Origin of the sequence: Streptomyces sp. NPDC007945 (assembly GCF_042958885.1) — a bacterium.
GTDB lineage: Bacteria > Actinomycetota > Actinomycetes > Streptomycetales > Streptomycetaceae > Streptomyces.
The window spans coordinates 654,176-678,277 of the sequence record NZ_JBIBJV010000001.1 but is presented as its reverse complement, the minus strand read 5'-3'; the positions used below and the strand labels follow the sequence as shown (position 1 = coordinate 678,277).

The 24,102-nt window shown below is 75.2% G+C and carries 19 protein-coding genes; 8 read left to right on the top strand and 11 right to left on the bottom strand.

Annotated features, from left to right (window positions below):
- Positions 1 to 2: 2 nt before the first annotated feature.
- The 4 genes from ACFZCF_RS03160 to ACFZCF_RS03145 all read left to right on the top strand — a co-directional run bounded on the left by ACFZCF_RS03160 (position 3) and on the right by ACFZCF_RS03145 (position 3,740).
- Positions 3 to 908, top strand: coding sequence for an alpha/beta fold hydrolase (locus ACFZCF_RS03160; RefSeq protein ID WP_388440528.1), 906 nt, complete (start codon positions 3 to 5; stop codon positions 906 to 908).
- Positions 905 to 1,195, top strand: a complete 291-nt coding sequence (locus ACFZCF_RS03155) for a phosphopantetheine-binding protein (RefSeq protein WP_388440525.1) — start codon at positions 905 to 907, stop codon at positions 1,193 to 1,195. Before ACFZCF_RS03160 ends, ACFZCF_RS03155 begins: the two co-directional genes overlap by 4 nt.
- 1 nt (position 1,196) lies before the next feature.
- Positions 1,197 to 2,894: an AMP-binding protein gene (locus ACFZCF_RS03150; protein WP_391284254.1), complete on the top strand. Its 1,698-nt coding sequence runs from the start codon at positions 1,197 to 1,199 to the stop codon at positions 2,892 to 2,894.
- Positions 2,895 to 2,993: 99 nt separating this feature from the next.
- Positions 2,994 to 3,740 carry an alpha/beta fold hydrolase gene (locus tag ACFZCF_RS03145; RefSeq protein WP_391284252.1) on the top strand — a complete coding sequence of 249 codons (747 nt, stop codon included), beginning with the start codon at positions 2,994 to 2,996 and terminating at the stop codon, positions 3,738 to 3,740.
- Here ACFZCF_RS03145 and ACFZCF_RS03140 read toward each other — a convergent pair.
- From ACFZCF_RS03140 to ACFZCF_RS03125, 4 genes are all read right to left on the bottom strand, one after another.
- Entirely contained in the window at positions 3,712 to 5,502 is a 1,791-nt protein-coding gene (locus ACFZCF_RS03140) for an aKG-HExxH-type peptide beta-hydroxylase (RefSeq protein WP_388440516.1), read from the bottom strand. The genes ACFZCF_RS03145 and ACFZCF_RS03140 overlap by 29 nt on opposite strands.
- 17 nt (positions 5,503 to 5,519) lie before the next feature.
- On the bottom strand, positions 5,520 to 5,702 hold the full coding sequence (locus ACFZCF_RS03135) for a hypothetical protein (RefSeq protein WP_388440513.1): 183 nt from the start codon (positions 5,700 to 5,702) through the stop codon (positions 5,520 to 5,522).
- Positions 5,703 to 5,785: 83 nt separating this feature from the next.
- Positions 5,786 to 6,904 carry a caspase family protein gene (locus tag ACFZCF_RS03130; protein ID WP_388440511.1) on the bottom strand — a complete coding sequence of 373 codons (1,119 nt, stop codon included), beginning with the start codon at positions 6,902 to 6,904 and terminating at the stop codon, positions 5,786 to 5,788.
- Positions 6,901 to 8,091, bottom strand: coding sequence for a hypothetical protein (locus ACFZCF_RS03125; RefSeq protein ID WP_391284249.1), 1,191 nt, complete (start codon positions 8,089 to 8,091; stop codon positions 6,901 to 6,903). Before ACFZCF_RS03125 ends, ACFZCF_RS03130 begins: the two co-directional genes overlap by 4 nt.
- A 125-nt stretch (positions 8,092 to 8,216) precedes the next feature.
- On the opposite strand from ACFZCF_RS03125, the gene ACFZCF_RS03120 reads away from it, so the two are divergent.
- On the top strand, positions 8,217 to 9,572 hold the full coding sequence (locus ACFZCF_RS03120) for a cation:proton antiporter (protein ID WP_391284247.1): 1,356 nt from the start codon (positions 8,217 to 8,219) through the stop codon (positions 9,570 to 9,572).
- Between the two features lie 65 nt (positions 9,573 to 9,637).
- Here the strand turns inward: ACFZCF_RS03120 and fxsT are convergent, their stop codons facing one another.
- The 4 genes from fxsT to ACFZCF_RS03100 all read right to left on the bottom strand — a co-directional run bounded on the left by fxsT (position 9,638) and on the right by ACFZCF_RS03100 (position 17,303).
- Positions 9,638 to 14,071 (bottom strand): FxSxx-COOH system tetratricopeptide repeat protein, encoded by a 4,434-nt coding sequence (gene fxsT, locus ACFZCF_RS03115; RefSeq protein ID WP_391284245.1) that lies wholly within the window; start codon positions 14,069 to 14,071, stop codon positions 9,638 to 9,640.
- Positions 14,071 to 15,204, bottom strand: coding sequence for an AAA family ATPase (locus ACFZCF_RS03110; RefSeq protein ID WP_391284243.1), 1,134 nt, complete (start codon positions 15,202 to 15,204; stop codon positions 14,071 to 14,073). Before ACFZCF_RS03110 ends, fxsT begins: the two co-directional genes overlap by 1 nt.
- Positions 15,201 to 16,754, bottom strand: coding sequence for a hypothetical protein (locus tag ACFZCF_RS03105; RefSeq protein ID WP_388440496.1), 1,554 nt, complete (start codon positions 16,752 to 16,754; stop codon positions 15,201 to 15,203). Before ACFZCF_RS03105 ends, ACFZCF_RS03110 begins: the two co-directional genes overlap by 4 nt.
- Positions 16,755 to 16,886: 132 nt before the next feature.
- Positions 16,887 to 17,303 (bottom strand): organic hydroperoxide resistance protein, encoded by a 417-nt coding sequence (locus ACFZCF_RS03100; RefSeq protein WP_388441778.1) that lies wholly within the window; start codon positions 17,301 to 17,303, stop codon positions 16,887 to 16,889.
- A gap of 111 nt (positions 17,304 to 17,414) precedes the next feature.
- Here ACFZCF_RS03100 and ACFZCF_RS03095 point away from each other — a divergent pair, with 111 nt between their 5' ends.
- The 3 genes from ACFZCF_RS03095 to ACFZCF_RS03085 all read left to right on the top strand — a co-directional run bounded on the left by ACFZCF_RS03095 (position 17,415) and on the right by ACFZCF_RS03085 (position 19,719).
- A complete protein-coding gene (locus tag ACFZCF_RS03095; RefSeq protein WP_388440493.1) occupies positions 17,415 to 17,900 on the top strand; it encodes a MarR family winged helix-turn-helix transcriptional regulator in 486 nt (161 codons plus the stop codon).
- A gap of 71 nt (positions 17,901 to 17,971) precedes the next feature.
- Positions 17,972 to 18,466, top strand: a complete 495-nt coding sequence (locus ACFZCF_RS03090) for a GNAT family N-acetyltransferase (RefSeq protein ID WP_391284240.1) — start codon at positions 17,972 to 17,974, stop codon at positions 18,464 to 18,466.
- Positions 18,463 to 19,719 carry an MFS transporter gene (locus ACFZCF_RS03085; protein ID WP_391284239.1) on the top strand — a complete coding sequence of 419 codons (1,257 nt, stop codon included), beginning with the start codon at positions 18,463 to 18,465 and terminating at the stop codon, positions 19,717 to 19,719. The genes ACFZCF_RS03090 and ACFZCF_RS03085 overlap by 4 nt, the downstream gene beginning before the upstream one ends.
- 15 nt (positions 19,720 to 19,734) lie before the next feature.
- On the opposite strand, the gene ACFZCF_RS03080 is transcribed toward ACFZCF_RS03085, so the two are convergent.
- The 3 genes from ACFZCF_RS03080 to ACFZCF_RS03070 form a co-directional block, all read right to left on the bottom strand.
- Complete coding sequence (locus ACFZCF_RS03080) at positions 19,735 to 21,177, bottom strand: AMP-binding protein (RefSeq protein WP_391284237.1); 1,443 nt, start codon at positions 21,175 to 21,177, stop codon at positions 19,735 to 19,737.
- Between the two features lie 62 nt (positions 21,178 to 21,239).
- The gene (locus ACFZCF_RS03075; RefSeq protein WP_391284772.1) at positions 21,240 to 22,424 is read right to left on the bottom strand and encodes an MFS transporter; all 1,185 of its coding nucleotides are present in this window, start codon (positions 22,422 to 22,424) and stop codon (positions 21,240 to 21,242) included.
- A 126-nt stretch (positions 22,425 to 22,550) separates the two neighbouring features.
- Complete coding sequence (locus ACFZCF_RS03070; RefSeq protein WP_391284235.1) at positions 22,551 to 23,984, bottom strand: GAF domain-containing protein; 1,434 nt, start codon at positions 23,982 to 23,984, stop codon at positions 22,551 to 22,553.
- Positions 23,985 to 24,102: the final 118 nt, after the last annotated feature.

The following is a 24,102-nucleotide window of genomic DNA, read 5'->3' as shown; positions in this document are numbered from 1 at the left end:
CCATGCACGTCAAGGGCATCGAGTCGTGGGACCTCGCCTACGACGGCCGGCAGGCGCTGCACCGCACCGAGGACGGCAGCGAGCTCTACTACGAGCTGCGCGGCGCCGAGGGGCCGGTCGTCACGCTGGTCTCGACGATCTACGTGGTGAGCACCGCCTGGCGGAACTTCACCGGGAACCTCGTCGGCGACCACCGGCTGCTCACCTACGACCTGCGCAACCAGGGCGCGTCCGAGGGGCGGCCGGCGGAGTTCGCGCAGCACACCGAGGACCTGAAGTCGCTCCTCGACGACCTCGGCATCGAGCGCACCTACCTCGTCGGCACCTCCATCTCCACGCTGATCTGCCGGGACTTCGCCAACGCCCACCCGGAGCGGGTGGCCGGCCTGGTCCTGGTCGGCCCGCCGTTCAGCCCCCGCGGCTCCTCGCGCCGCCGGCGCATCGCCAAGTCCTGGCTGGCGGCGCTGGACGCGGGCGGCCCGCGCGCCCTGTTCGACCTGATCTACCCCCTGGTCTTCGGCGACAAGGCGATCGCCGAGGGCGGGTCGGGCGCCTATCTCGCGCTGAGGGAACGATTCCTCGCCATCAACTCGGCGGCCCAGCTGCGCGCCAACCTGCGCGAGGCGCTCGCCGCCGGCGACCAGGTGGAGCGGCTCACCGGCATCGAGGCGCCCACGCTGCTGCTCTCCGGCGACGACGACTTCTCCACCACCGAGTCCACGCTCGACGCCACCGCGGAGATCATGCGGAACGCTGCGGTGGAGATCATCCGGGAGTGCGGCCACCTGCCGTACTTCGAGCAGCCCGAGGCGTTCCAGGACGCGGTCGCGCGCTTCGTCGCCTCGGTGGAGGAGGGGACGTTCCCCGCCCCGTGGACCGCCCCCGCGACCGGAGGGAAGAACCGATGAACACCCGGCTCACGGACGAGGAGATCGTCCTCGAACGCCTCGTGGCGCTCCTGGAGCACGTCGCCGCCGACGTGCTGGAGGGGCCCGTCACCGACACCGGGCCGGGTTCGCTGCGCCGGCTCGGTCTCACCTCCGTCAAGCTGCTCGAGTTCCTCGTCGCGATCGAGGACGAGCTCGGCCATGTCTGGGACGACGACGTGGAGGAGTCGGTCATCGGCTCCCTCGACGCGATGGCCGCCCACATCAGCGCCGCCGGCGTCGCCCCGGCCCCCATGAATCGAGACTGACATGACCTCGACGTCCTCCGAGCGCACGCTGCCGAAGTTCCTCACGGACTACGCCCCGACCCGCTTCCGACAGCGCCTCACGCCCTTCTCCCGGTTGCCCATCACCGGGCGGATCGGCGAGGTGTGGCACCTCGCCGCCCAGCGCAACCCGCGCAACCCGGTGATCGTCGACCGGGCCCCCGACGTGGACCCGGACGGCCCCCTGGAACGCAGCTACCGCCAGTGGGCGGCCCTCGTCGACGAGCTCGCCGTCAAGCTGGTGGCCCTCGGCGTACGGCCCTGGGACCGGGTGGCCGTCGTCAAGGAGAACCACCTGGACGTGGCGCTGCTCGCCTCCGCCGCCGCCCGGATCGGCGCCGTGCCCGCGCTGATCACCAACAACCACCCGCACGAGACGATCACCGTGATGCTGGGCCGCCTGGAGCGGCCGTACCTGATCACCGACGCGGTGACCGTCGAGCGCATGCGGCTCGACAAGGACACCCTCGCCGAGCTGACCGAGGCCACGGCCTGCCTGGGCGAGGTGCCGCAGGACCGTCCCGACCTGCGGGTGTTCGCGGAGCTCGGCGGCGGCCCGGTGCCCGCACCGGCGCTGCGCGCCCGCCACGAGCCCATGGTCATCACCCACACCTCCGGCACCACCGGCATCCCCAAGCTGGTGCTGCACTCGGCCGAGTCGCTGTACTCGCTGGCCCTGGTGGAGGCCGAGCGCTGGCCCTTCTTCCGGCTCCGGGAGGACGACACGGTCGCGTTCTGCGAGCCGTACTCCCACCAGCGGGTCATCACCGGACTGCTGCCGCTCGCCACGGTCGCGCCCAAGCTGGTCATGATGTCCGACCCGCTCTCGCCGCGGGTGCGCGAGCTGCTCGTCGAGCACCGGCCGACCCTCGTCGAGACGCTGCCCAACGCCTTCCTCGCCTGGGAGGAGCTGGCGCGCGACCCCGCACGGCCCTTCCGCGACGTCCGCGTCTTCGTGAACTCCTTCGACGCCATCCACACCCGCACCGTCCGGACCTTCCTCGCGGCCACCGACCGCAAGCTCCCCGTCTGGGTGCAGTCGTGGAGCCAGACCGAGGCCGGCGCGGTGGCGATCCGCCCGTATGTGCGGGGCTCGGTGAAGCGGCGCGGCCACCGGCCGCCGCCCACCCAGGTGCTGGGCTGGCCGGTGCCCGGCTTCGGACGGATCCGGGCCCTCGACCCGGCCACCGGCCGGCCCGTGCGCCGCGGCGAGGTCGGACTGATCCAGTTCTCCGCGCCGGGCCGCTGCCTCGCGTACGTCGGCGAGCAGGAGCGCCACGACAACAAGCGGGACGGCCAGTGGTGGAACCTCGGTGACCTGGCCCTGATCAACCGTTGGGGCGCGGTGCGGCTGATCGACCGCGAGATCGACCGGATCCCCGGCGGCAGCGCGCTGGAGATCGAGGACGTCCTCCTCGACCGGCTGCCGGAGACGACCGAGGTGATCGTGCTGGCCGTGGCCGGCTCGAAGCCGCAGCCGGTGTACAGCACGCAGGGCGACAAGCCGGTCTCCGCCGACGCGTGGGCCCGGGTCACGGCGGACCTGCCGGCGATGGCGGAGCCGATCCACATCCGCTGGGACGAGTTCCCGCGCACGGCGACCTGGAAGGTGCGCCGGGTGATGCTCCGCGAGCAGCTCTTCGAGGGCTCGTCGGCCATCGGCCTCGGCAACTGGACCTGACGGCCGGACCCGGCCGGGCCGTCCCCGGTGATCCCCTCACCGCGGACGGCCCGGCCGGCCTGCCGGAGCCCGCGCGGCGGGCGGACGAGGAAGGACGGGATGGACGTCACGCTGCCGACCCTCGACGGCGAACGACTCGACGCCGGCCACCTGCGGGGGCCGGCCGGCGCGGACCTCTGCGTCGTCATGGCGCACAGCTTCGCGGGAAGCCGCCACAAGCACGCCTACCGCCGACTGGCGGCGGAGCTCCACCGCACAGCCGCGGTGGTGACCTTCGACTTCCGGGGCCACGGCCGCTCGTCGGGGCTCTCCACCGGCGGCGAACGGGAGGTCCACGACCTGGCGGCCGCGGTGGAGTTCGCCCGGGCGCGGTACCACGACGTGGCGGCGGTGGGCTTCTCGATGGGCGCGGCCTGCGTCGTCCGGCTGGCCGCGGCCGAGCCGGGCCTGCTGCGGACCGCTGCGGCCGTCAGCACGCCGGCCCGCTGGCAGTACCGGGGAACCCCCCGCATGCGCCTGGTGCAGGGCCTGACCTCGACGGGTCCCGGCCGCGCCGCCCTGCGCCTGGCCACCGGCACCCGCCTCTCCCCGCGGCCGTGGAACCCCGCGACGGAGTCCCCCCTGGACGCCGCCCCGAGGGTCGCCCCCACCCCGCTCCTCCTGGTCCACGGCGACGAGGACCCCTACTACCCGCTCGCGGCGGCCCGCGCCCTGAAGGAGGCGGCGGGACCTGCCGCGGACCTGTGGGTGGAGGCGGCCATGGGCCACGCCGAGGCGGGCACCTCCCCCGCCCTGATGCGCCGGATCGCCGGCTGGCTCACCCGTTCCGCCGCACGGCGCCCGTGAGCCAGCGGGCCAGTCGGTCCGGGGGGACGGAGCGCAGTTCGCGGTGGAGGGCCCGCAGGAGTTCGGGGCGGTGGAGCAGGGGACGCGTCGCGGGGACGGTGGTGGCGAGGGCGAGGACGAGCCCGGTCCAGGCCTCGGGGGATTCCGGGTCCTCGGCGAGGAGCCGGGTGTAGGCGGCGACGGCGGCGGGATCGCCGGAGAGCAGCGCCAGATCGGCGGGACACGGCGGTTCGGCGCCCGGTGACGGGGCCAGGAGCCGGCGGATCAGACGGGTGCGCGGGTGCGACCAGGGCGTGTCCGGGTCCGGGGCGAGGGCGGGAGCGGCCACCCGGTGCGGGGCGAGACCCGCCAGGTGCGACCTGGCCAGGGCGCGTACGTCGGCGGGGGAGGGGGCCAGGTGGCGGAGCCGCCACTCGGTGCGGTGGTCGGTGGCGGCCAGCGCGGCCCACGCCTCGACGCCCGGCCGGACCCGGACGTCACCCTCCCAGCGGTCCAGGCGGGCGGCCATGCCCGCCACGAAACGGCGTCCGTGGGCGGTGAGCGCGGGATCGGCGGCGAGGCCGCGGACCGCCTCCCGCGTCTGGCGGCGGCTCAGCGCGAACTCGAACTCCGCGGCGGCCCGCCCGGCCCGCTCCACCCGGTCCAGGTGCCGGGAGCGGAACTCGGTGATGCCGAGGAAGGCGTACGCGCCCTGCAGCAGACCGCTCAGCGGCCGGGGGTCGTTGCGCCAGGGCGCGTGGTGGCGGGCCCGGCCGTCGTCCCGCTCCAGCGTCAGCAGATGGATCAGCGCGCCCAGCTTGTTGTGCTGGAACTCGTGGACGAGGGCCACCGCGAAGGCCACCGGGTCGGGCGGCGGCGACAGCAGCAGCCCCCCGAAGGCGTCGTCGGAGGAGACGCTGCGGACCGCACCGCCCGGCGGCCCGGGGACCGCCGTCAGACTGCGCAGCCCCTCCGCGAGGGCCCCCGCGGCCTCCGGGTCGCACTCCTCCAGGACCGCCAGGGCCTGCCCGAACCCCTCCTCCCAGCGCGCCGCCCGCTCCGGCGCCAGCCGCTCCGGCGGCAGCGTCCGGCTCAGGCCCCGGTAGGGGTCCAGGTCGTCGAGCCACACCCGCGCCGTCCGCCCGGCCACCGGCGCCCGCAGCCGGCGCAGCGCCAGCCAGCCGGGGGCGTCGCCGCCCGGCCCGCCCCGGGGCGGGCCCACGGCCTCACGGTGCGGCTCCACCGTCAGCCGGCCCGCCTCCACCGTCACCTCCGCCGTCGCCCACCGGGGGCGGCCCGGCAGCCGGGCGAGTCCCAGCGCGGGGAACATCACGGCGCCGTCGCGCAGCGGCACGGTGGTGCGCAGCGGCAGCCCGGCCCGGACGGAGGCGGCGGCGCAGAGCGCGAAGAGCTGCCCGAGGTCGGTCCAGAGCGGCCCGTCGCCCCAGGCCGTGTGGTGCAGCCGGCGCAGCCCGTACGCCAGCCAGGCGCCGACCTGGGGATGCAGCAGCAGCTCCCGGAACTCCTCCGGCGCCCGCTCCTGGGCCGCCGCCAGCGCGTCCCAGGCGCTGTCCGGGGAGGGCAGCGGCCCCAGCGCCCCGGGCGTCCTGGCCGCGCCGTCGAGGAGGGCCCGCAGCAGCAGGAGTCGGCGGCTGTACTCGGTGGTGGACAGGAAGCGGACGGCTCCGGCGTCGCCCCGGCCCGCGGCGAGGGCGTCGAAGTGCTCCGTGGGGACGAGGTGGTGCGCGGCGCGGGCGGGTTCCTGGCCTCCGGCGTACTCCACCCTCTGCTCCGGGACCGTCAGTCGCCCGAGGGCCCCTCGCCGCCTCCGCCGCCGAAGTTGATCCGGGGCCGCTCGATCTGTCGCAGCAGCCGGTCGAGGGAGGGGGCGTGCAGGTGCGGGTCCTGGGTGCGGAGGGCCGACAGGGGGACCTCGCTCAGATCGACCAGTTCGGATCCCATGTGCTCCGTGGGCGTGTGCATCGGTTCCCCCTCACCACGCTGAACCCCGTCACCTTTCATCATGGCCCAGGCCCGGTGGTTCGGGAAGGGCGTGATCAGGGCGGTCAACCCCTCGGATCCGGCCACAACCAGCGTCCCGCCCACCGGGTGACGGCCGCCTCCTCCGGTGTGCCGGCCCCGATCAGCGCGACCGCCTCGACGAGGGCGGCCAGTCCGCCGGGGTGGCGGCGGCAGGCCCGGACGATGGAGACGATGTCGGGGCGGGGCGCCCCGAACCGGGGGATGGAACCGGCCAGTTCGACCGGGAGCAGGTTCACGACGAGCTGCCGCTGCTGCTGGTCCGCCATGCCCGGCGCGGCCGACAGCACCCCGATGAGCTCGGGCAGGGCCTCGTCCGGCACCTCCCGCTCGGCGCTCCGGGGCGCGGGGACGGTGAGGAGCCGCTCGTCGCCCGCCGCGGAGACGTACCGGATGGTGGTGGGCCGCTGGCCCGCGCCGGCGACGGCGTCCGGCCCGGTGAACCGCGCCGCCACCGTCTCCGCGAGCGCGTCCGGGTCCGGCGGCCACGGCTCCCCGTCGGCCGCGTCCAGGGCGGCGAGCGCCACCTCCGAGAACGCCCCGGTCTGCCGGACCGGATCGTTGGCGGCCCGCCGGCCGGGGCCGGCCGCGAGCAGCACGGACTGCCGGCGGCCCGGCAGCCGCTCCCCGCCCGGCGGGAGTTCGGCGGGCAGCGCACGGGCGAAGCCCAGGTCCTCCACGAAGGTCTGGCAGGAGTCCACCAGCCAGATCTGGCGCGGGAAGCCGGGGAACAGGTCGGTGGTGAAGGCCGTCAGCCAGGCGTCCAGGTCGAGGTTGCGCCGGTCGTCGCCGGTGGCGTCGGCGTAGAAGAGCCGGCGGTGGCCCTGCGGGTCGGTGACGCCGTGACCGCCCCAGAACACCCACAGCAGATCGCCCTCCAGGGCGGGCAGCCGGCGGGTCAGCACCTCCTGCACCGCCTCCCGCCCGGCCGGTCCCTCGGCGACGTCGGTGGCCGGCCCGCCGGCCCCCGGCAGCGGGGCGAGGAGCAGCGAGATCCGCTCCGCCGGCACCCCGCGCCGCCGCAGCCAGGCGGTGAACCGGCGGGCGTCCGCCGCCGGGCCCGGCAGGTCCCACGCCGGGCCCGCCGCGTACCGCTCCACCCCGACGACCAGGGCGTGCGTCCGTTCCGGCCGGGCCGCCGTCACGGCAGCTCCGCCGCGAGCAGCCGGTACAGCTCCGGATTGCCCCAGTAGGCGCTGTGCGCCAGCGGGAAGGGCTGCCGCCCGTCGACCTCGACGTCGCGCACCCGGCCGGGGAAGATCCCGGCGCCCAGGTAGCTCAGCAGGTCGCGGCGGTCGTACACGTTGATCCACGGCGGCACGTGCGCGGGCAGCGGGGCCCCCGGCTCCAGGCTCGGCAGCGCCCCCAGCTCGTACAGGAACGGCGCCTGCGAGCCGACCGTGACCAGCAGCGCCACCTCCGGCAGCGCCCGCAGCACCAGCAGGTCGAGGGAGGCGATGCCGCCGAGGCTGTGCGCCAGGACCACCACCGGCGGCTCCGCGGCGGCGACGGCCGCGGCGACGGCCTCCCGGATCGCCTCGCCGCGGGCCAGGTAGAGCAGCACGTCACCGGCGGCCGGGTGGGCGGCGTCGGTCAGCGCCGACCGCCGCTTCACCGCCTGCGCCGAGGCGAGGCCGAGCACGAGGCGTCCGGCCAGCCGGCCCACCCGCCGGGTCACCGGTCCCCGGTGGGTGCCGGCGCCGTCCCCGGGGAGCAGGGCGGCGATCCGTTCCACCACGGCGTCCCGGGCGGCGCCGTCGAAGGCCGGCGGGGCGGCGGCGCGCCCGGCCGTCCGGCGCACCGCCTCGGCGGTGAACGCCCGTGCGAGCGCGTCCGGTTCGGTGGCGGCCGCCGGGGCGCGCAGGAAGTCCCGGCCGTCCGGGGAGGTCAGCACGGCGGCCACGGCGGCGGCGAACTCGCCGCCGATCCCCGCCGCGTCGAGCGGTCCGCGCAGGGCGTCGTCACCGGCGAGTGCCAGGGCCGCCGTCGCGAGCGCCTCGCCCGGGGGCACGGCGCCGGGCGCCAGCTCGGCCCGACCGCCGGGCTCCGAGGCGAGCAGCCGCAGTTCGAGTAGCGGGTCCACGTAGAGCAGGCCCCAGAACTCGATGTCCCCGCCGTCCTCCTCCGCTCCCGGCGCGGCCCGCCCGGCGCCGTAACCGGGGACCGACAGACCGCCGGCCCGCAGGTCCGAGCCCGCGCTCCCGCCCCAGTAGCAGGGGGCCACGGCCACCTCGGGGCGGACCGCCGCGATCCCCTCCCTGACCCGCTCCAGCGAGGCGGTGTACCCCGGCTCGCGCACCCCCGTGCCGTGTACGAACAGCACCGTCGTCACGTGCGACCCCCCGTCCACGGCCGTCTGGGCCAAACGGCTTCCACGATAGGTCACTTGGCCGCCGTGCGGCTACACTCCGTAGGGGCCGTGCCCCAGCGGGGAGGCGGGCCGGAAGGGGATCGCCGGTGAGTTCGGATTCCGTCATCACGCACGTCGTCGCGGCACTCGCGGTGGTCGTCGCCGCCTCCCACGCGCTCGGCGCGCTCGCCCGAAGACTGGGCCAACCTCCCGTCGTAGGACAGCTGTTCGCCGGCATCGCCCTCGGGCCCAGTCTGCTGGGCCTGCTCCCCGGCGGCGTCCACGAGACGCTCTTCCCGCCCGAGATCCAGCCGGTCCTGAACGCCCTCGCCCAGGTGGCGCTCATCTTCTTCCTGTTCGCCGTGGGTTACGAACTGGACCTCGGAATGCTCCGAGGGCAACGCTCCGTGACCACCGTCTCGGTGAGCGGCTTCGTCCTCCCGATGCTGCTCGGCGCCGTGATCGTGCTCCTTCTGCCCGGCCCCTTCGCCGCCGCCAACGGCGACCGGCCGACCGACCTCACCTTCCTCCTCTACATGGCGATCGCGCTCTCGGTCACCGCCGTCCCCGTCCTCGCCAGCATCATCAAGGACCAAGGCCTCGCCGGGACCAGGCCCGGTACCGTCGCCATGGCCTCGGCCGGCGTCATCGACGCGCTGAGCTGGCCCGTCCTCGCCGTCGTCCTGGTCGGCGGGGTGCACGGCTCGGCCCGCGCGTGGGCCGTCAAGGCCGTCCTCCTCGTCGTCTACGTGCTGGTGATGCTCTTCGCGGTCCGCCCCCTGATGGCGCGCTGGATCGGCCGCCCCGGCACCCCCGTCTCCCGCCAGGTCCCGGTCGCCGTCACCGTCGCCCTCGCCTCCGCCTGGGCCACCAACGCCCTCGGCCTGCACGTCATCTTCGGCGCCCTGCTCGCCGGCGTGATCATGCCGCGCAGGCCGGACGGAGCCCCGGACGGGCGGCTCCTACGCCCTCTCCAGGACACCGGCGGACTGCTGCTGCCGATGTTCTTCGCCGTCTCCGGCATGGCCGTCGTCCTCGACGGGCTGCGCTCCTCCGACCTGCTGCTCCTGGCGGTGATAATCGCCGCCGCCGTGGTCGGAAAGGTCGCCGCCGGCACGCTCGCCGCCCGGGCCGGACGGCTGCCCTGGCGCGAGTCGCTGCTGATCGGGGTGCTGCTCAACACCCGGGGCCTCACCGAGCTGATCGTCCTCAACGTCGGCCTCCAGGCCGGGGTGATCGGCCCCCGGCTGTACGCCCTCCTGGTCGTGATGGCCCTCGTCACCACCGCCGCCGCCGGGCCGCTGATCCGGCTCCTGCGCCACCCGGCCGACCCGCTGCCCGCCCCCAGGGAGGGGCACCGCACCCCGGAGATCTGGTCCGGCCCCGAGAGCCTCACCGGGCCCGCGCCGGCGGGCCCCGTACCGGACCCGTCCGCCGGCGGCGAGCCCGCGCCCCGCGCCTGACGGGTGCCGGGACGGCGGAGGGCCGGCCGCACCCCGACGGGTCCGGCCGGCCCTCCTCGGATCTCCTAGAACGGCACGGGCGCGATGTCCACGTCCGCGCGCCGCCCGCTCGCGGACGCCACCGTCGCCGGGTGCTCCTCGCCGAGCCGCTCCCGGAAGCGCGTCAGCGTCTCGGTGTGCAGCGGCGTCGCCTCCGCGTCCCGGCCGAGCGCCCGCAGGTCCAGGACCACGTTGGTGGCGCACGCCAGCGTCGTCGGGTGCGACTCCCCGAAGACGCCCCGCAGCAGCTCCAGGGTCCTCAGGTCGAGCGCGAGCGCCTCCTCGTGCCGGCCCTCCTCGGCGAGCAGGCTGCCCATGCCGACGGCCGCCGTCAGGGTGAGGACGTGCTCCTCGCCCAGCGAGTCGCGCAGCCCCGGCAGCGCCGCCTCCAGGTGCTCCCGGGCGGCCGCCCGCTCGTCCGTCTGCCGCAGCGTGATGGCGAGGTTCACCCGCGCCGACAGGGTGTATGGGTGGTGGCCGCCGAGCTTCGCCGTGTACCGGTCGACGGTGGCCTCGCCGAGCTCCCGCGACCGCTCCAACTGCCCGTCCTGGCGCAGGTCCACGACCAGGTTGGCGGCGCAGGCGACCGCGTCCGGGTGGTCGGGGCCGTACCGGTCGACGAACTTCGACCACACCGACTCGGCCAGCGCGAGCGCCCCCTCGTGGTCGCCGGCCCGGCGGCGGCACACCGACAGGACGCGCGCGGCGCCGAGGGCGGAGGGCGCGTCCTCGCCGAAGGCGGCGCTCTGCCGGGCGTAGACGTGCTCCTGGTGGACGGCGGCCTCCAGGTAGTCGCCGGTCTCGCGGATGTCGATGGACAGGCCGGTGAGGGTGTTCAGGGTGGTGGCGTGGTCCTCGCCCATGTGGAGCGCCCGCAGCCGGGCGGTCTCCGTGTCGACCCGCCGCGCCTCCTCGTAGAGGCCCATCAGCCGCAGCCCGATCCCGAGGTTGTGGGCGGCCCTGAGGGTGGCCGGGTCCTCCTCACCGAAGGCCCGCAGCGAGCGCTCGTACACCGAGCGGTCGATCTCCAGGCCGCGCGCCATCTCGGCCCGCAGCCGCAGCCCGCTGGTGAGCTGGATCAGCGCGTCGAGGGTGCCCTCGTGGTCCTCGCCCATGGTCCGGATGTACGTGTCGGCCGTCTGCTCCATCATCGCGGCGGCCTCCTGGTACTCGCCGAGCGCGCGCAGCACGAAGGCCAGCCACTTCGCCATCTGGAGCGTCTGCTGGTCCTCGGCGCCGAACTTCTCGGTCCAGACCCGCAGCGCCTCGCGGGCCATCGCCGCCGCGCCCGCGTGGTCGCCCCAGGTGTGGAGGAACTCCACCATGCCGCGGATCAGCCGGCGCACCCACGGGTCCTCGCACTCCACCGCCCGCGAGCCCGTCACGTGCGGCAGCAGCTGCTGGTAGCGCGGCCAGAGCGCCCGCGAGGTGGGGTTGTTCGGGTTGGCGTCGGCGAGCAGGAGGTGGGCGCCGTGCCGCATGTCGGCCTGCTGCTGCGGGGACATGCGGTTGACGAGCACGGCCTGCACCAGCCGGTGCAGCTGGATGGTGTTGTGGCGGTGCTCGATGCGGGCCAGGGCGTAGATGTTGATCTCGCGGATGGCGCGGTTGAGCCGGATCGGGTCGCGCAGCGCCTCGTTCAGCTCGGGCGCGATGGTGGTGGTCCGCGAGTTGTTGAAGAACGAGCGGGAGATCGGCTCGGGGGCGAAGAAGGAGCAGACCTGGAGGAACTGGAGCGCCGCCGGGTTGCGCTGTTCGAGCTGGCGCAGCGAGACGTCCCAGGCGGCCGCGACAGACATGGGGTAGTCCGGCGACGGCACCAGTTCGAGCATCAGCTCGGCGATCTTGTCCTTGATCAGCCGCAGGTACTCGGGGACGGCCATGCCGGTGACGGCCTGCCAGGCGGCGGCCTGCTCGATGGCCAGGGGGAGGTCGCCCAGGGCCTCGGCGAGCAGGTCGGCGTCGGTGTCGCTGAGGTCGCGGGCGCGCCGGCGCAGGAGGGCTTTGCTCTCCTCGCGGGTGAAGATGTCGACCGAGAGCGTCCGGGCCACCCGGTCCCACTCCTGGTTCCGCGAGGTGATGAGGATCTTGCCGGTGCCGCCGGTGGGGAAGTAGGGGCGGACCGCCTCCACGTTCTCGGCGTTGTCGAAGACCAGCAGCCACCGGTCGTAGGGGGCGCCGCGGCGCAGCGCCTCGCGGACGGCGGGGACGGCCTGGTTGGCCTCGTTGCTCACGTTCAGGCCCATGCGCTGGGCGAGTTCGGTGAGCGCGGTCAGGATCATCGTCGGCTGCTCGGAGGGGATCCACCAGACGATGTCGTAGTCGTGCGCGTAGCGGTAGACGTACTCGATGGCGATCTGCGACTTGCCGACGCCGCCCATGCCGTGCAGCGCGTGCGGCAGCACCGCCGAGGTGTCGCCGGTCAGCAGCTGCTCGCGGACCTGCTCCAGGAGGTACTCCCGGCCGACGAAGTTCGGATTGTGCGGGGGGACGTTGCCCCAGATGGCGGGGACGGCCTGGCGCTGCCGCGGGCCCGTGCGGGCCGAGGGGGAAGCGGGCACGGGGCCCGGAAGGTCCGGGCGGCGGGTGTCGCCCTCCGGCATCGCGTCGGGACTCGGCGCCGGGATCGAGGCACCCGGGGAGCCGTTGACGGTCGGGGTGTTCTCGGTCGGCTGCTGAGGGGCGGTGATGTCGGTCATGGGGCCGTCCATGTCGGGATCTTCGGGATCTTCGGGATCTACGGGGTTGATGGGGACATCGTGGACCACGGGGGAGGGGTCCTCCACGACGGACACTCCCGGGGAACCGCCCTCCAGGGCCGCGCTGATCCGGTTCGCCCGCTGGAGGTAGGGGCCGGAGAGGGCGCGCAGGATCGCCAGTTCGACGCGGAGGAAGGGGAGGCTCTCCGGCGACGGCGGGGTGATCGGGGTCAGCCCCGGGTCGAGGAGGGCGCCGCGCAGTCCCCGCGCCGCCTCCGACCGGTCGCCGAAGAAGTCGGCGACCGAGCGGGCCACGCGCGCCGTGTCCGCGCGCATGGCGCCGGCCAGGAGCGCCTCGCGCGCCCCGGCGACGAAGTCGAGCGGCGCCGGGGCGGCGGGCCCGGCGCCGGGCTCCTCGACCAGTCCGCTGAGGAACAGCTCCGCCACGTGCACCGGTTGGGCCTCCGGCACGAGGCGCCGCCGCACGTCCCGGACGAGCAGCGGGTCGAGGACGGCGGCGGCCAGGTGGGTCGCGAGCCGGAAGGCGGTGGGGGTGGCGTGGCTGCGGAAGCGGCGCAGCCGCTCCTGCACGCTCGGCGGGGAGGGGGCGGGCGGCGGCGGTTCGTCGGGGGCGGGCGCGGTCCGCCCGGCCGCGCCGAGCAGCAGGGCGGCGGCGGGCGTCCAGCCGGACACCTCGCCGGCCACCAGGGAGGCCCACCGGCCCAGCCAGTCGGCGTCCAGTCCGAGGACGGGGACCGGGATCCGCCAGGCGGTGGGCGGCGGGGCGAAGGGGTCGCGCTCCTCGGGCGGGAAGCGCACGGCGAGTTCGGCGTTGCGGGCGGCGGGGCGCGGGCTGCGGAGCCGTACCCGCCAGGGGACGAGGGCGGTGCGGTGCCAGTCCCGCTGGGAGAGCAGATGGACCACGGCCGTCGGTCCGGCCGCTGCCCACCGCTCCAGGGCGGCCTCGCCGGCGCCGCCGCGCCACAGCGGGCCGAGGGCGTCGGTGAGGACGAGGACGATCCGGCGGCCGGTGCGGTCCACCAGTTCGGCGGGGTCGCCGCCGATGCCGTCGTCCCCGCCCCGGCGGCGCAGGACGGCCCGGGGGCCGGCCGGGGTCTCGCGCAGGCCGAGGCGGTGGACCCGCACGTCGCGGAAGGCGCCGAGCTGTTCGGTGACGGCGGTGAGTTCGGCGACCGTCTGCTCCCAGATGGCCATGGTGGCGTGGTCGTCCACGACGAGGGCCAGGTCGAAGCGGCGTTCGCCGACGGGCCGGGTGTGGGGCAGCCACAGGCCGCTCTCGACGGCCCGTTCGACGGTGGCTTCCTCGTCGAGCTCGACCTCGGTCGCGGAGGGCGCCAGCTGTCTCAGCGGCCGCAGCCGGCGGCCGATGTCCGGAGCGTCCCGCAGGTCGGGCAGCGCCTCGGCCCCGACGGCGACGGGCTGCTGGGCGCCCGCGAGGGCCGTCGGCCGGGGCGGCGGCCCGGCGCCGGGGGCGCCGGGCGGTCCGCCCGGCGGGGCGGGCGCGCCCGGCGGTCCGGGGCGGCGGTCGGGCGACGGGTCCGTCTCCGTCCGGGCTGGCCACTCGTCGGGGTGGGTACGGGAGTCGAAGGGCGGCGGGAGGAGCTCGGGCGGGGTCTTGGGCCGGGGCTGCGGCGGCTCGGTGGACTCGGGGAGCGCGGCCGCGAGCTTCTGGTAGGCGTGCAGCCACAGGATCTCCGCCACCTCGAAGGGTTCGGGCAGGGAGCGGGCGTCGTCGTCCATCAGGGGGCCCCCGACAGCCGGCGCCAGAGCGCGTCGAGGAGTTCGTTCCAGGCCTTGTCGTCGCCGCGGACACCGGCCGTCCGCAGGTAGACGGCGTTGAGCAGCTGGTCGGCGGCGAGCCCGCCGTGGTCCCTGCTGCGCTCCACGAACTCCCGGACCAGCCGGTCGTGGCGGCCTTCCTGGTCCTGGAAGTGGGCGGTGATCATGGCGGCGAGCTGGTCCTCGCGGGGCGGCGAGACGTCGAGGCGGACGCAGCGGCGGAGGAAGGCGGGCGGGAACTGCCGCTCGCCGTTGCTGGTGATGACGATGAAGGGGAAGGCCCGGCAGCGGACCAGGCCGTCGACCACCGGGACGGTGCCCTCGGGGTCGTCGGTGTGGACGTGGGAGACCGGCTCGCGGCGGCGGGCGCGGACCAGTTCGGGGATGGTGTACGTGCCGTTGTCCAGCACGTGCAGGAGGTCGTTGGGCAGGTCGATGTCGCTCTTGTCCAGCTCGTCGATGAGCAGGACGCGCGGCAGTTCGTACGGCAGCAGGGCGGTGCCGAGCGGGCCGAGCCGGATGAAGTCGCCGATCCTGGCGCCGGGTTCGGGCCCCGGCTCCGGGGATGCCGCGGGGTCCGTGCCGGGGGAGGCGGGAGCGGGCGCCGGGTCGGGGTCGGGGGCGGCCCTGAGGTGGCCGAGGGAGGCCTGCGCGCGGCCGATGGCGTCGTACTCGTACAGGCCCGAGCGCAGGGTGCTGCGCGAGGTGATGCCCCAGTGGAGGACGCGCCCGAGGCCCAGTTCGCGGGCGACCAGGTAGGCGAGGGTGGACTTGCCGATGCCGGGGCGGCCGGTCACCAGGAGCGGCCGGCGCAGCAGCAGCGCGGTGTTGACGAGGTCGATGTCGTGGGCGTCCTGCCGCGGGGTGGCGCGGCCGGCGCGGCCGAGCCTGCGGTCGGTCTCGGCGCTGTCCGCCGGCACCGGGGGCAGCACGGGGCCGCCGTCGAAGCTCCGCCAGCCGGGTGGCTTCGGCAGCACGTCGCCGAGCCGGATGTCGGCCAGCGGCTGCCCGGTGCCCCGGTAGATCCACCAGCTGCGGCTGGTCACGGGCCCTGTGGTCCGGCCGTCCTCGGCCGGGTGGTGGACACCGCTCATGTCTCCCCCTCCTCGTGGTGTCCGCCGCCGAAGCCGTCGAGGTCCGCCCCGGGGGAACCGGACCAGTCCACGAGGCGGTTGGGGTCGTCGAAGAGGACGGCGAGGTGCCGCCCCACGTGGACGTCCCGCTGCCCGGCGGCGGCGGTGGCCGCGTCCTTGCGTAACTGGTGCACGCGCTGCGGAAGTTCGATGGCCTTGCCCCTCAGGAGCCGTTTGGCCCGTTTGCGGAAGTCGGCGGGGGCCGCCGGGCGCCGGTCCCAGACGGCCATCGGCACTCCCGCGTAGAGGGCTTCGACCAGGGAGGCGTGGCTGCCGTCCCCGTTCCGTTCGGTGGGCAGCGGCGGGGCGCTGAGGACGACGGAGACGTACCGCTCCTCGGCGGTCAGCTTGCTGTTCCAGCGCTCGCGGTCGTGGTTGCGGTCGCCGACGGTGTCCCAGTGGCAGGCGGTGTCGGGGCTGTCGAGCGCCCGCTGCCAGCGGTTGTGCCAGCGCCGGTGGAACTCCTTGGCCCGCATGCGCTCCAGGCTGCGCAGCACGACCGGGTAGGTGAGGCAGAGGGCGGTGGCGGCGTGCGGCCGGAAGGCGACCTGGGTCCACTCCAGGGGTTCGTTCAGCAGCTCGACGGGGAGCACGAACTCCAGGACGGGCCGTCCCGGCTGCCGCGCCCAGTCGTGTTCGGCCCGCTGGAGCAGCCGTTCCACGGCGGCGGGCACCTCGGCGAGGGAGACCAGCCGGTCCTCGCCGCGCTCCGGCCGCCAGGGGCCGGGGCGCATCTGCCGCCAGTGGGAGAGCAGGTACCGGTCCGGGTCCATGGCGCTTCTGCACAACTGGACAACGACGCAGGCGGGGGCGGGTTGTGCCGGGCGACGCTCGGCGAGCCCGGTCCGCACGGCCACCAGGGCGGCGCGCCGTTCCAGCCTCTTGGCCTGGATGTCGTTCCACTCGCGCAGCCCGGCGGCGGTCCGCGCGTCGGCCGGGCCGCCGTCGTCGAGCCCGGCGGCGACGTGCTCGACCAGGACCATGGTGGGGAGCAGGCCGTCGGGGCGGGTGTTGGCGCGGCTGAGGTAGTCGAAGGCCTCGGCGAGGGTGGTGACGGGCCGGCCCGGCAGCGGGAGGCCGTCGGCGGCCGCGTAGAGCAGGCCGTGCGCGTCGAGGTGGTGGACGCGGGCGAGGAGGCCGGTGACCGCGAGGGCCTCGGCGTCGGGGAGGGCGGGGAGGACGGTCGCCGCCGGTGTGGCGGCGATCAGTTCGCGGACCCGGAGGGCGGGGGAGGAGCCGGGGTCGTACAGGGCGAGGGCGGCCGCCAGTTCGTGCAGTCCGCCGGGTTCGCGGCGGCAGAACCGGACGATCTCCAGGATCCCGGACCGGGGGCGGTTGTGGCGGGGGATGTCGGCGGCCGCGGACAAGCGGTCCGCCAGGGTGTCGATGAGGAGGCCGCGGCCCTCGGTGGTCTCCAGACCCGGTACCGCGCTCAGCTGGTCGACGAGCTCACGCGTGAGATCCGACGCGTGGGCGCCGTGGCCCTCGTCGTACAAAAGCCCCCCCGTCACGGCTCCGGTGTTTCTCCGACTCCCGATCGTGCCTGGGCAGTTCGGGCGCCGTCGCCCTGTCGTCCAGGGTAGGGCGAGGTCCGGAGACGTCGCCACCCTGTTCGACGGGTTCCTCCCCCGCGATCGCCGGGACTACTCGACGACGAGGTCCACGGTGATGTTGCCGCGGGTGGCCTTGGAGTAGGGGCAGAAGGCGTGGGTCTTCTCCAGGAGGGCGCGGCCGGCCTCGCCCTGGAGGTGGTCGGGGAACTCGGCGCGCATGACGACGGCGAGGCCGAAGCCGCCGTCGGCGGCGTCCTTGCCGATGGAGACCTCGGCGGTGACGGAGGCCTCGGAGACGTCGATCTTCTCCTGGCGGGCGACGACGCCCATGGCGCTGGCGAAGCAGGCCGCGTAGCCGGCGGCGAAGAGCTGCTCGGGGTTGGTGCCCTGGCCGTTGCCGCCGAGGGCCTGCGGGTGGGCGAGGGGGAGGTCGATGTGGCCGTCGGAGCTGACGGCGCGGCCCTCGCGGCCGTTGGCGGTGGCGACGGCGGTGTAGATGGCGTCCATGAGGTCTTCCATTCCTGTTCCTCGGGAAGGGGTGCCCCTCATTTGTAGCGCACGATTCAATTGTGCACAACTGAATCGTGTGCGGAGAGTGGTTCGCGTACCCTGGAGGGCATGGAGACGCTCGACACGGTCCCGGACGAGGACTTCCTCCGGCTCGACCACCAGATCTGCTTCTCGCTGCACGCGGCCACCCGCGCCTTCAACGGCGTCTACCGCGAGGCGCTCAAGGAGCTCGGGCTCACCTACCCCCAGTACCTGGTCATGCTCGTCCTCTGGGAGCACGGCGAACTGCCCGTGAAGGGCATCGGCGAGCGGCTCCGCCTCGACTCCGGCACCCTGTCCCCGCTGCTCAAGCGCCTGGAGGCGGCCGGATACGTCGAACGTCGGCGCAGCCCGGAGGACGAGCGCTCCGTCACCGTCCGCGCCACCGGCGCCGGCGCGGAGCTCCGCGAGCGGGCCCTCGGCGTCCCCCGGCGGATCGCCGCCGCCACCGGCCTCGACCTCGCGGAGATCGCCGAGCTGCGCGACCGGCTCGGCGCCCTCGCCGCCCGCCTCGACGGCATCGACCCCGACGCCCTGCGCCCCTCCTGCGGCTGACCGCCCCCGGCCCGCTCCGGCCGGCACAAAATGTAAGGGCCGAATCTCGGGCGCGTTCCTATACTCGCCCCATGTCCGAGATCACCATCCGCCGCGCCACCGCGGCCGACTCCAAGCGGCTGACCCGGCTCGTCCGGGGCTCCGCCGCCTACCGGGGGCCGTACGCCGTCATGGTCGACGGCTACCGGGTCGGCGGGGCCTACATCGAGCACCATCCGGTCCACGTCGCCGTCGACGCGGACGGCCGCGTCCTCGGCTTCTACGCGCTCCTCCTCGACGAGGCCGAGCTCGACCTCGCCTTCGTCGCCGACTCCGCCCAGGGCCTCGGCATCGGCCGCCTGCTCATGGCCCACATGCGCCGCGTCGCCCGTGCCGCCGGCCTCACCTCCGTCCGGGTCGTCGCCCACCCGCCCGCCGAGGAGTTCTACCTGCGCACCGGCGCCCGCCGCACCGGCACCGTCGCCGCCTCCGGACGCGTCCACTGGGACCGCCCGGAGCTCGCCTACGACCTCACCGACCCCGAGGACCCCGCCCTCCCCGCCGGCGCCCTCGCGGACGCCCCGTGACCGGCGTCGAGGCGCCGCAGGAGGAGAAGCGGCGGATCTTCGCCGACCTCACCCCGCTGCGCACCTCCGCCGACTACCGCCGCCTCTGGTTCGGGAACACCGTCTCCTGGGTCGGCCAGGGCATGACCACCCTGGCGATCTCCCTCCAGGTGTACGACATCACCGGCTCGGCCTTCTCCGTCGGCCTCGTCGGTCTCTTCTCCCTCGTCCCGCTCGTCGTCTTCGGCCTCTACGGCGGCGCGATCGCCGACACCGTCGACCGGCGCACCCTCGGACTCGTCGGCGCCACCGGCGCCGCCGTCCTCTCCGCCGCCCTCGCCACCGCCGCCTTCGCCGGCTTCCACCGCGTCGGATTCCTCTACGCGATCGTCGCCCTCCAGGCCGTCTGCGGTGCCCTCAACGCACCCGCCCGCAGCGCCATGATCCCCCGCCTGCTCCCGCCCGAGCAGCTGCGCGCCGCCAACGCGCTCAACTCCATGGTCATGACCTTCGGCACCCTCGTCGGACCCAGCCTCGGCGGGGTCGTCGTCGGCTTCGCCGGCTACCAGACCGCCTACACCATCGACGCCCTCGCCTTCTTCGCGAGCCTGTACGCGATGTGGCGGCTGCCCTCCATGCCGCCCGAGCACACCGGGGCGAAGAGGGCGTCCGTCCTCGACGGGCTGCGGTTCCTCGGCACCCGCCCCAACCTGCGGGCGACGTTCGTCTCCGACCTCTTCGCGATGATCCTCGCCCAGCCGAAGGCGCTCTTCCCGGCGGTCGCCGTCCTCTGGTTCGGCGGCGACGCCACGACCACCGGCCTCCTCGTCGCCGCGCCCGCGTTCGGCGCGCTCCTCGGCGGGGTGATCTCCGGCTGGCAGAACCGCATCCGCCGCCACGGCCAGGCCATCCTCGTCTCCGTCGCCGCCTGGGGCCTCGCGATCGCCGCCTTCGGCCTCAGCCGGAACCTCTGGATCGGGCTGCTCTGCCTCGCCGTCGCCGGGTACGCCGACACCTCGTCGATGATCTTCCGCAACACGATGATGCAGGTCGCCGCACCCGACGAGATGCGGGGCCGGCTCCAGGGCGTCTTCATCGTGGTCGTCGCGGGCGGGCCCCGGCTCGGCGACTTCGTGGCCGGCTCCGTCGCCGACCTCACCTCGCCCGCGCTCGCCGTCACCGGAGGCGGACTCGCCTGCGTCCTCGGCATCGGCGTGTTCTCCCTGTACGCGCGCGGATTCCGGCGGTACGACGCGCTCGACCCCAAGCCCTGACCCGGCGCTCCGCCGTCACTCCCGCGGCAGCCGCTTCTTCAGGATCTTCCCCAGGTCGTTGCGGGGGAGCGCGTCGAGGAACCGGACCTCCCGGGGCCGCTTGTGCGGGGCGAGCAGCCGCGCCACCCGGCCGGCCAGCTCCTCCGCACCGGGCGGGCGCGCCGGGTCCGCCGGGACGATCCAGGCCACGATCCGCTCGCCCAGGTCCGGGTCCGGCTCTCCGGTGACGGCCGCCTCCCGGACCCCCGGGTGGTCGAGCAGGGCGTTCTCGATCTCACCCGCCCCGATCTTGTAACCGCCGCTCTTGATCAGGTCGGTGGCCTTCCGGCCCACCAGCCGGATCGTCCCGTCGGCCTCCCGCACCGCCATGTCGCCGGTACGGAACCAGCCCTCCTGGAACGCCTCCGCCGTCGCCTCCGGCCGGTTCAGGTAGCCGGAGAAGAGGTTCGGGCCGCGCACCTGCACCTCGCCGACCGTCTCCCCGTCGGACGCGGCGAGCACCGAGCCGTCCTCCTCCACCAGCCGCACCTCCACGCCCGGCAGCGGCGTCCCCACCGTGCCGGGGCGCGGCGGACCGCCGGGCCGGACGCTGGTGTTCATCAGCGTCTCGCTCATCCCGTACCGCTCCACCACCGTCCGGCCCGTGGCCGCCGCGATCCGCTCGTGGTCGTGGACCGGCAGCGCCGCCGACCCGGACACCAGCAGGCGCGCCCCCGACAGCGCCTTCACCAGGGCCGGGTCGCCGGGGAGGGCGTCGGCGAGCCGGTGGTACATGGTGGGGACGCCGAAGAGCATCGTGCCGCCGTCCGCCAGCTCCCGGGCGACGCCCTCGGCGGAGAAGGAGCCCAGGTACCGCACCTCGCCGCCGCGTCGCAGCGGGCCCAGGATCCCGAGGACCAGGCCGTGCACGTGGAAGAGCGGCAGGGCGTGCACCAGGACGTCGTCCGCCGTCCAGGACCAGACCTCGGCGAGCGCGTCGAGGGAGGCGGCGACCGCCCGGCGGGAGAGCAGCACGCCCTTCGGCGGTCCGGTGGTGCCCGAGGTGTAGACGATCAGCGCGGTCGCCTCGGGGTCCACGTCCGCCGGCGCGGGCGCGGGGGAGGGCCCGTCGAGCTCGACGGCGATCCGGGGGAGGCCGTCGAGCGCGGCGGGAAGCTCGTCCCCGGGCCCCGCCAGCACCGCGTCCGGCGCGCTGTCCCGGAGGATGTGCGCCAGCTCCCGCTCGCCGGAGCGCGGGTTGAGCGGAACGGCGGGGACGCCGGCGAGCAGCGCCGCCACGGTGGCCACCGCCGTCCGGGCGGTCGGCGCGGCCCACACGGCGACCCGCCGGACGTCACCGAGCCGGGAAGCGAGCGCGCCCGCCGCCCCCGCCAGCCGCTCGTACGAGAGCGCCACCGGGCCGTGGCGCAGGGCGGGGCGGTCGGTCGGGGCCTCCAGGGCCGGGAAGAGGGCACTCACCGGTCGTACTCCTCGGGTCGCAACGGAAAAACGCGGCTGCCGAGGGGCATTCTGCCGCTCCGTCAGGGCCGCGCGGCCGTGACCTTCGTCGCCCCGGGCACCGGCTCGCCGCCGCCCGGCCGGATCCCGCGCATCCGCCCGTACGCGTACACGCAGCCCGCGAGCGCCAGGTCGGAGAGGAGCATGAAGCCGATCGAGTACGAGTCCTTGGCGCTGTAGATCGCGCCCATCACCAGCGGCGGGACGAAGCCGCCGAGGCCGCCCATGGCGCCCACGATGCCGGTGACGGAGCCCACCTGGGCCTGCGGGGTCACCTGCGAGACCAGCGCGAAGACGGAACCGCTCGCGGTGCCGAGACCGGCCGCCATGACCAGCAGGGCGATCGTGCCGCCCGGGACCAGCTTCGGGTCGAAGGCCTGGACGATCGCGAGGAGGGCGACGACGCCGAGCGCCCAGGAGGTGACGACCGCCGGGTGGACCCGGTCCGACAGCCAGCCGCCGATCGGCCGGAAGACGACGGTGACCAGCGCGAATCCGGCCGCCTTGGTGCCCGCGTCGGTCGGGTCGAGGTCGTACCAGGTCTTCAGGTACGTCGGCAGGTACACGCCGAACGCCACGATGCCGCCGAAGCCGATCGCGTACAGCGCCGACAGCTCCCAGGTGACCCGCAGCCGCCCCGCGGAGCCCAGCCGGGACGCCAGCGAGGCCGTCGGCACCGGGCGGTCGGGACGGTCGGTGATGAGGACGGCGGCGAGCACCGCGTACGCGGCGAGCGCGATCGCCACCACGACGAACGGCAGGTTCTCGCCGTGCTTCGCGATCCGGGGCGTGAAGTAGCCGGAGAGCGCCACACCGCCCATGCCCATGCCGAACACGCCGAGCGCCAGGCCCCGCTTCTCCGGCGGGAACCACGAGTTCACCAGCGGGATGCCGATCGCGAAGGTCGTGCCGCCGAGGCCGAGGAGGAACGCGACCACGATCATCAGGCCGTAGGAGTCCTTCACCACGATCAGCAGGAGCACGGGGACGATCGTCAGCGCGGCCACGAGCGGGAACATCAGCTTCGCGCCGTACTTGTCGGTCAGCGCGCCGGCCGGGATCCGGCCCACCGAGCCGACCAGCACCGGCACGGCGACGAGGAACGACTGCTGGAACGAGCTGAGGCCCAGTCGCTCGCCGTACCAGCTGCCGAGCGGGGCGATCAGGTCCCAGGCCCAGAAGGTGAGCGTGAAGCCGATGGTGGCCATCACCAGGTTGCGGTAGGCCGCGGCGGACGGAGGCTTGGCGTCGGAGTTCACCCCCTCAGTCAAGACACGGCGCCACACCCCGGCGCGCCGGAATGCTCCGTCCGGGGGAGGAGCCCCGGGGCGGCCCTACGGCCAGCTCACCGTCGTCGGCGGGGCGCCGTCGTCCGCGACGCGCAGCCAGGCGCCCGCGTCGCCGACGCCGACGTCCACCGTGATCCGTCCCACCCCCGGCCGCCGGTGGGCCGCCGCCAGCGCCCCGCGCAGCGCGGCGAGGAGCCCGCGCGCCTCCGGCTCCGCCACCAGCGCGTCCACCGGGCCGGTGAACCGCACCGACGGCTGGAAGCCGAGCAGCGCCCCCGCCCCGCCCGTCTCGCGCAGCACCCGCCCCCGGAAGGTGGCCGGGACCTCGGCCGGCGGCTGCTGGAGGGCGAAGATCGTCGTCCGCACCTCCTGGATCGTGGAGTCCAGCTCGTCCACCGCCCTGCCCAGGAGTTCGTCCTCCTCGGAGGAGCCGCCGGCCCGGCGGCGGGTCGACTCCAGCATCATCTCGGTGGCGAACAGCCGCTGGACGACGAGGTCGTGGAGGTCCCGGGCGATCCGGTCGCGGTCCTCGAAGACGGCGAGCCGCTCCCGGTCGTGCCGGGCGTCCGCGAGGACGAGCGCCAGCGCCGCCTGCGAGGCGAACTGCGAGGCCAGCAGCCGGTCCACCGCCGAGTACGGCTCGGCGTCCCGCTCGCGGGGGAGCGCCAGGGTGCCGATCAGCCGTCCGCCGCTGCGCAGCGGCAGCATCATCGAGGGGCCGAAGCGGGAGCGGACCGGGGTCGTCATCCGGGGGTCGGTGGCGGAGTCCTCGACGAAGACCGGCTCCCCGCCCAGCAGATGGACGAGGACGGCGGAGCCCGGCCGGATGGCCGTGCCGACGAGGTCGCCGGGGTCCCCGTCCGTGGACGCCGTCACGATCTCCATGCCGCCCTCGGGCGTGGGCTGGAGGATCACGCCCGCGGCCGCGCCGGCGAGGATCCGTGCCTGCTCGGCGACGGTCATCAGGGCGTCCTCGGCGGATTCGCCGGTGAGCAGCGCCGTGGTGACGGCCGCCGCGCCCTCGATCCACCGCTCGCGCTGCCGGGCGGTCTCGTAGAGCCGGGCATTGCCGATGGCGATGCCGGCCTGGGCGGCGAGGACCCGCAGCAGGGCCAGGTCCTCCTCGGTGAAGCCGCCCTCCTTCCCGGTGAGGTGGAGGTCGCCGAAGACCTGGGTGTGGACCCGGATCGGGACGACGAGGCCCTCGCCGCCGTCGTCCGGGAGCGGTCCGACGCCGGCCCCCTCCTCCTCGGTCGTCCCGGTGGTGAAGAGCCCGGTGAGCCGGGGGCGCTCGGGGTCGACGACCCGGAGCACCCCGTGCCGGGCGCCGACGAGTTCGGCGGCGGAGTCCACGAGGTGCTGGAGGGTGGCCCGGAGTTCGAGGTCCGTGCCGACGCCGAGGACGGCTTCGAGCAGCAGGGGCAGGCGGGCCTGCCCCCGCTCCGCGTCCCCGGCCACGTCCTCCGCCATGATCACCATGGTCTCATCCCGGCATGAATCGGGCGATGTCGGGTTTGGTCACTCCGTCAGGTCGTCGGCGTACGCCTGGTCGCGGCCCCGGCCGCCGTCCCGCTCGCCGGCGTGGTCCTCGTCGTCG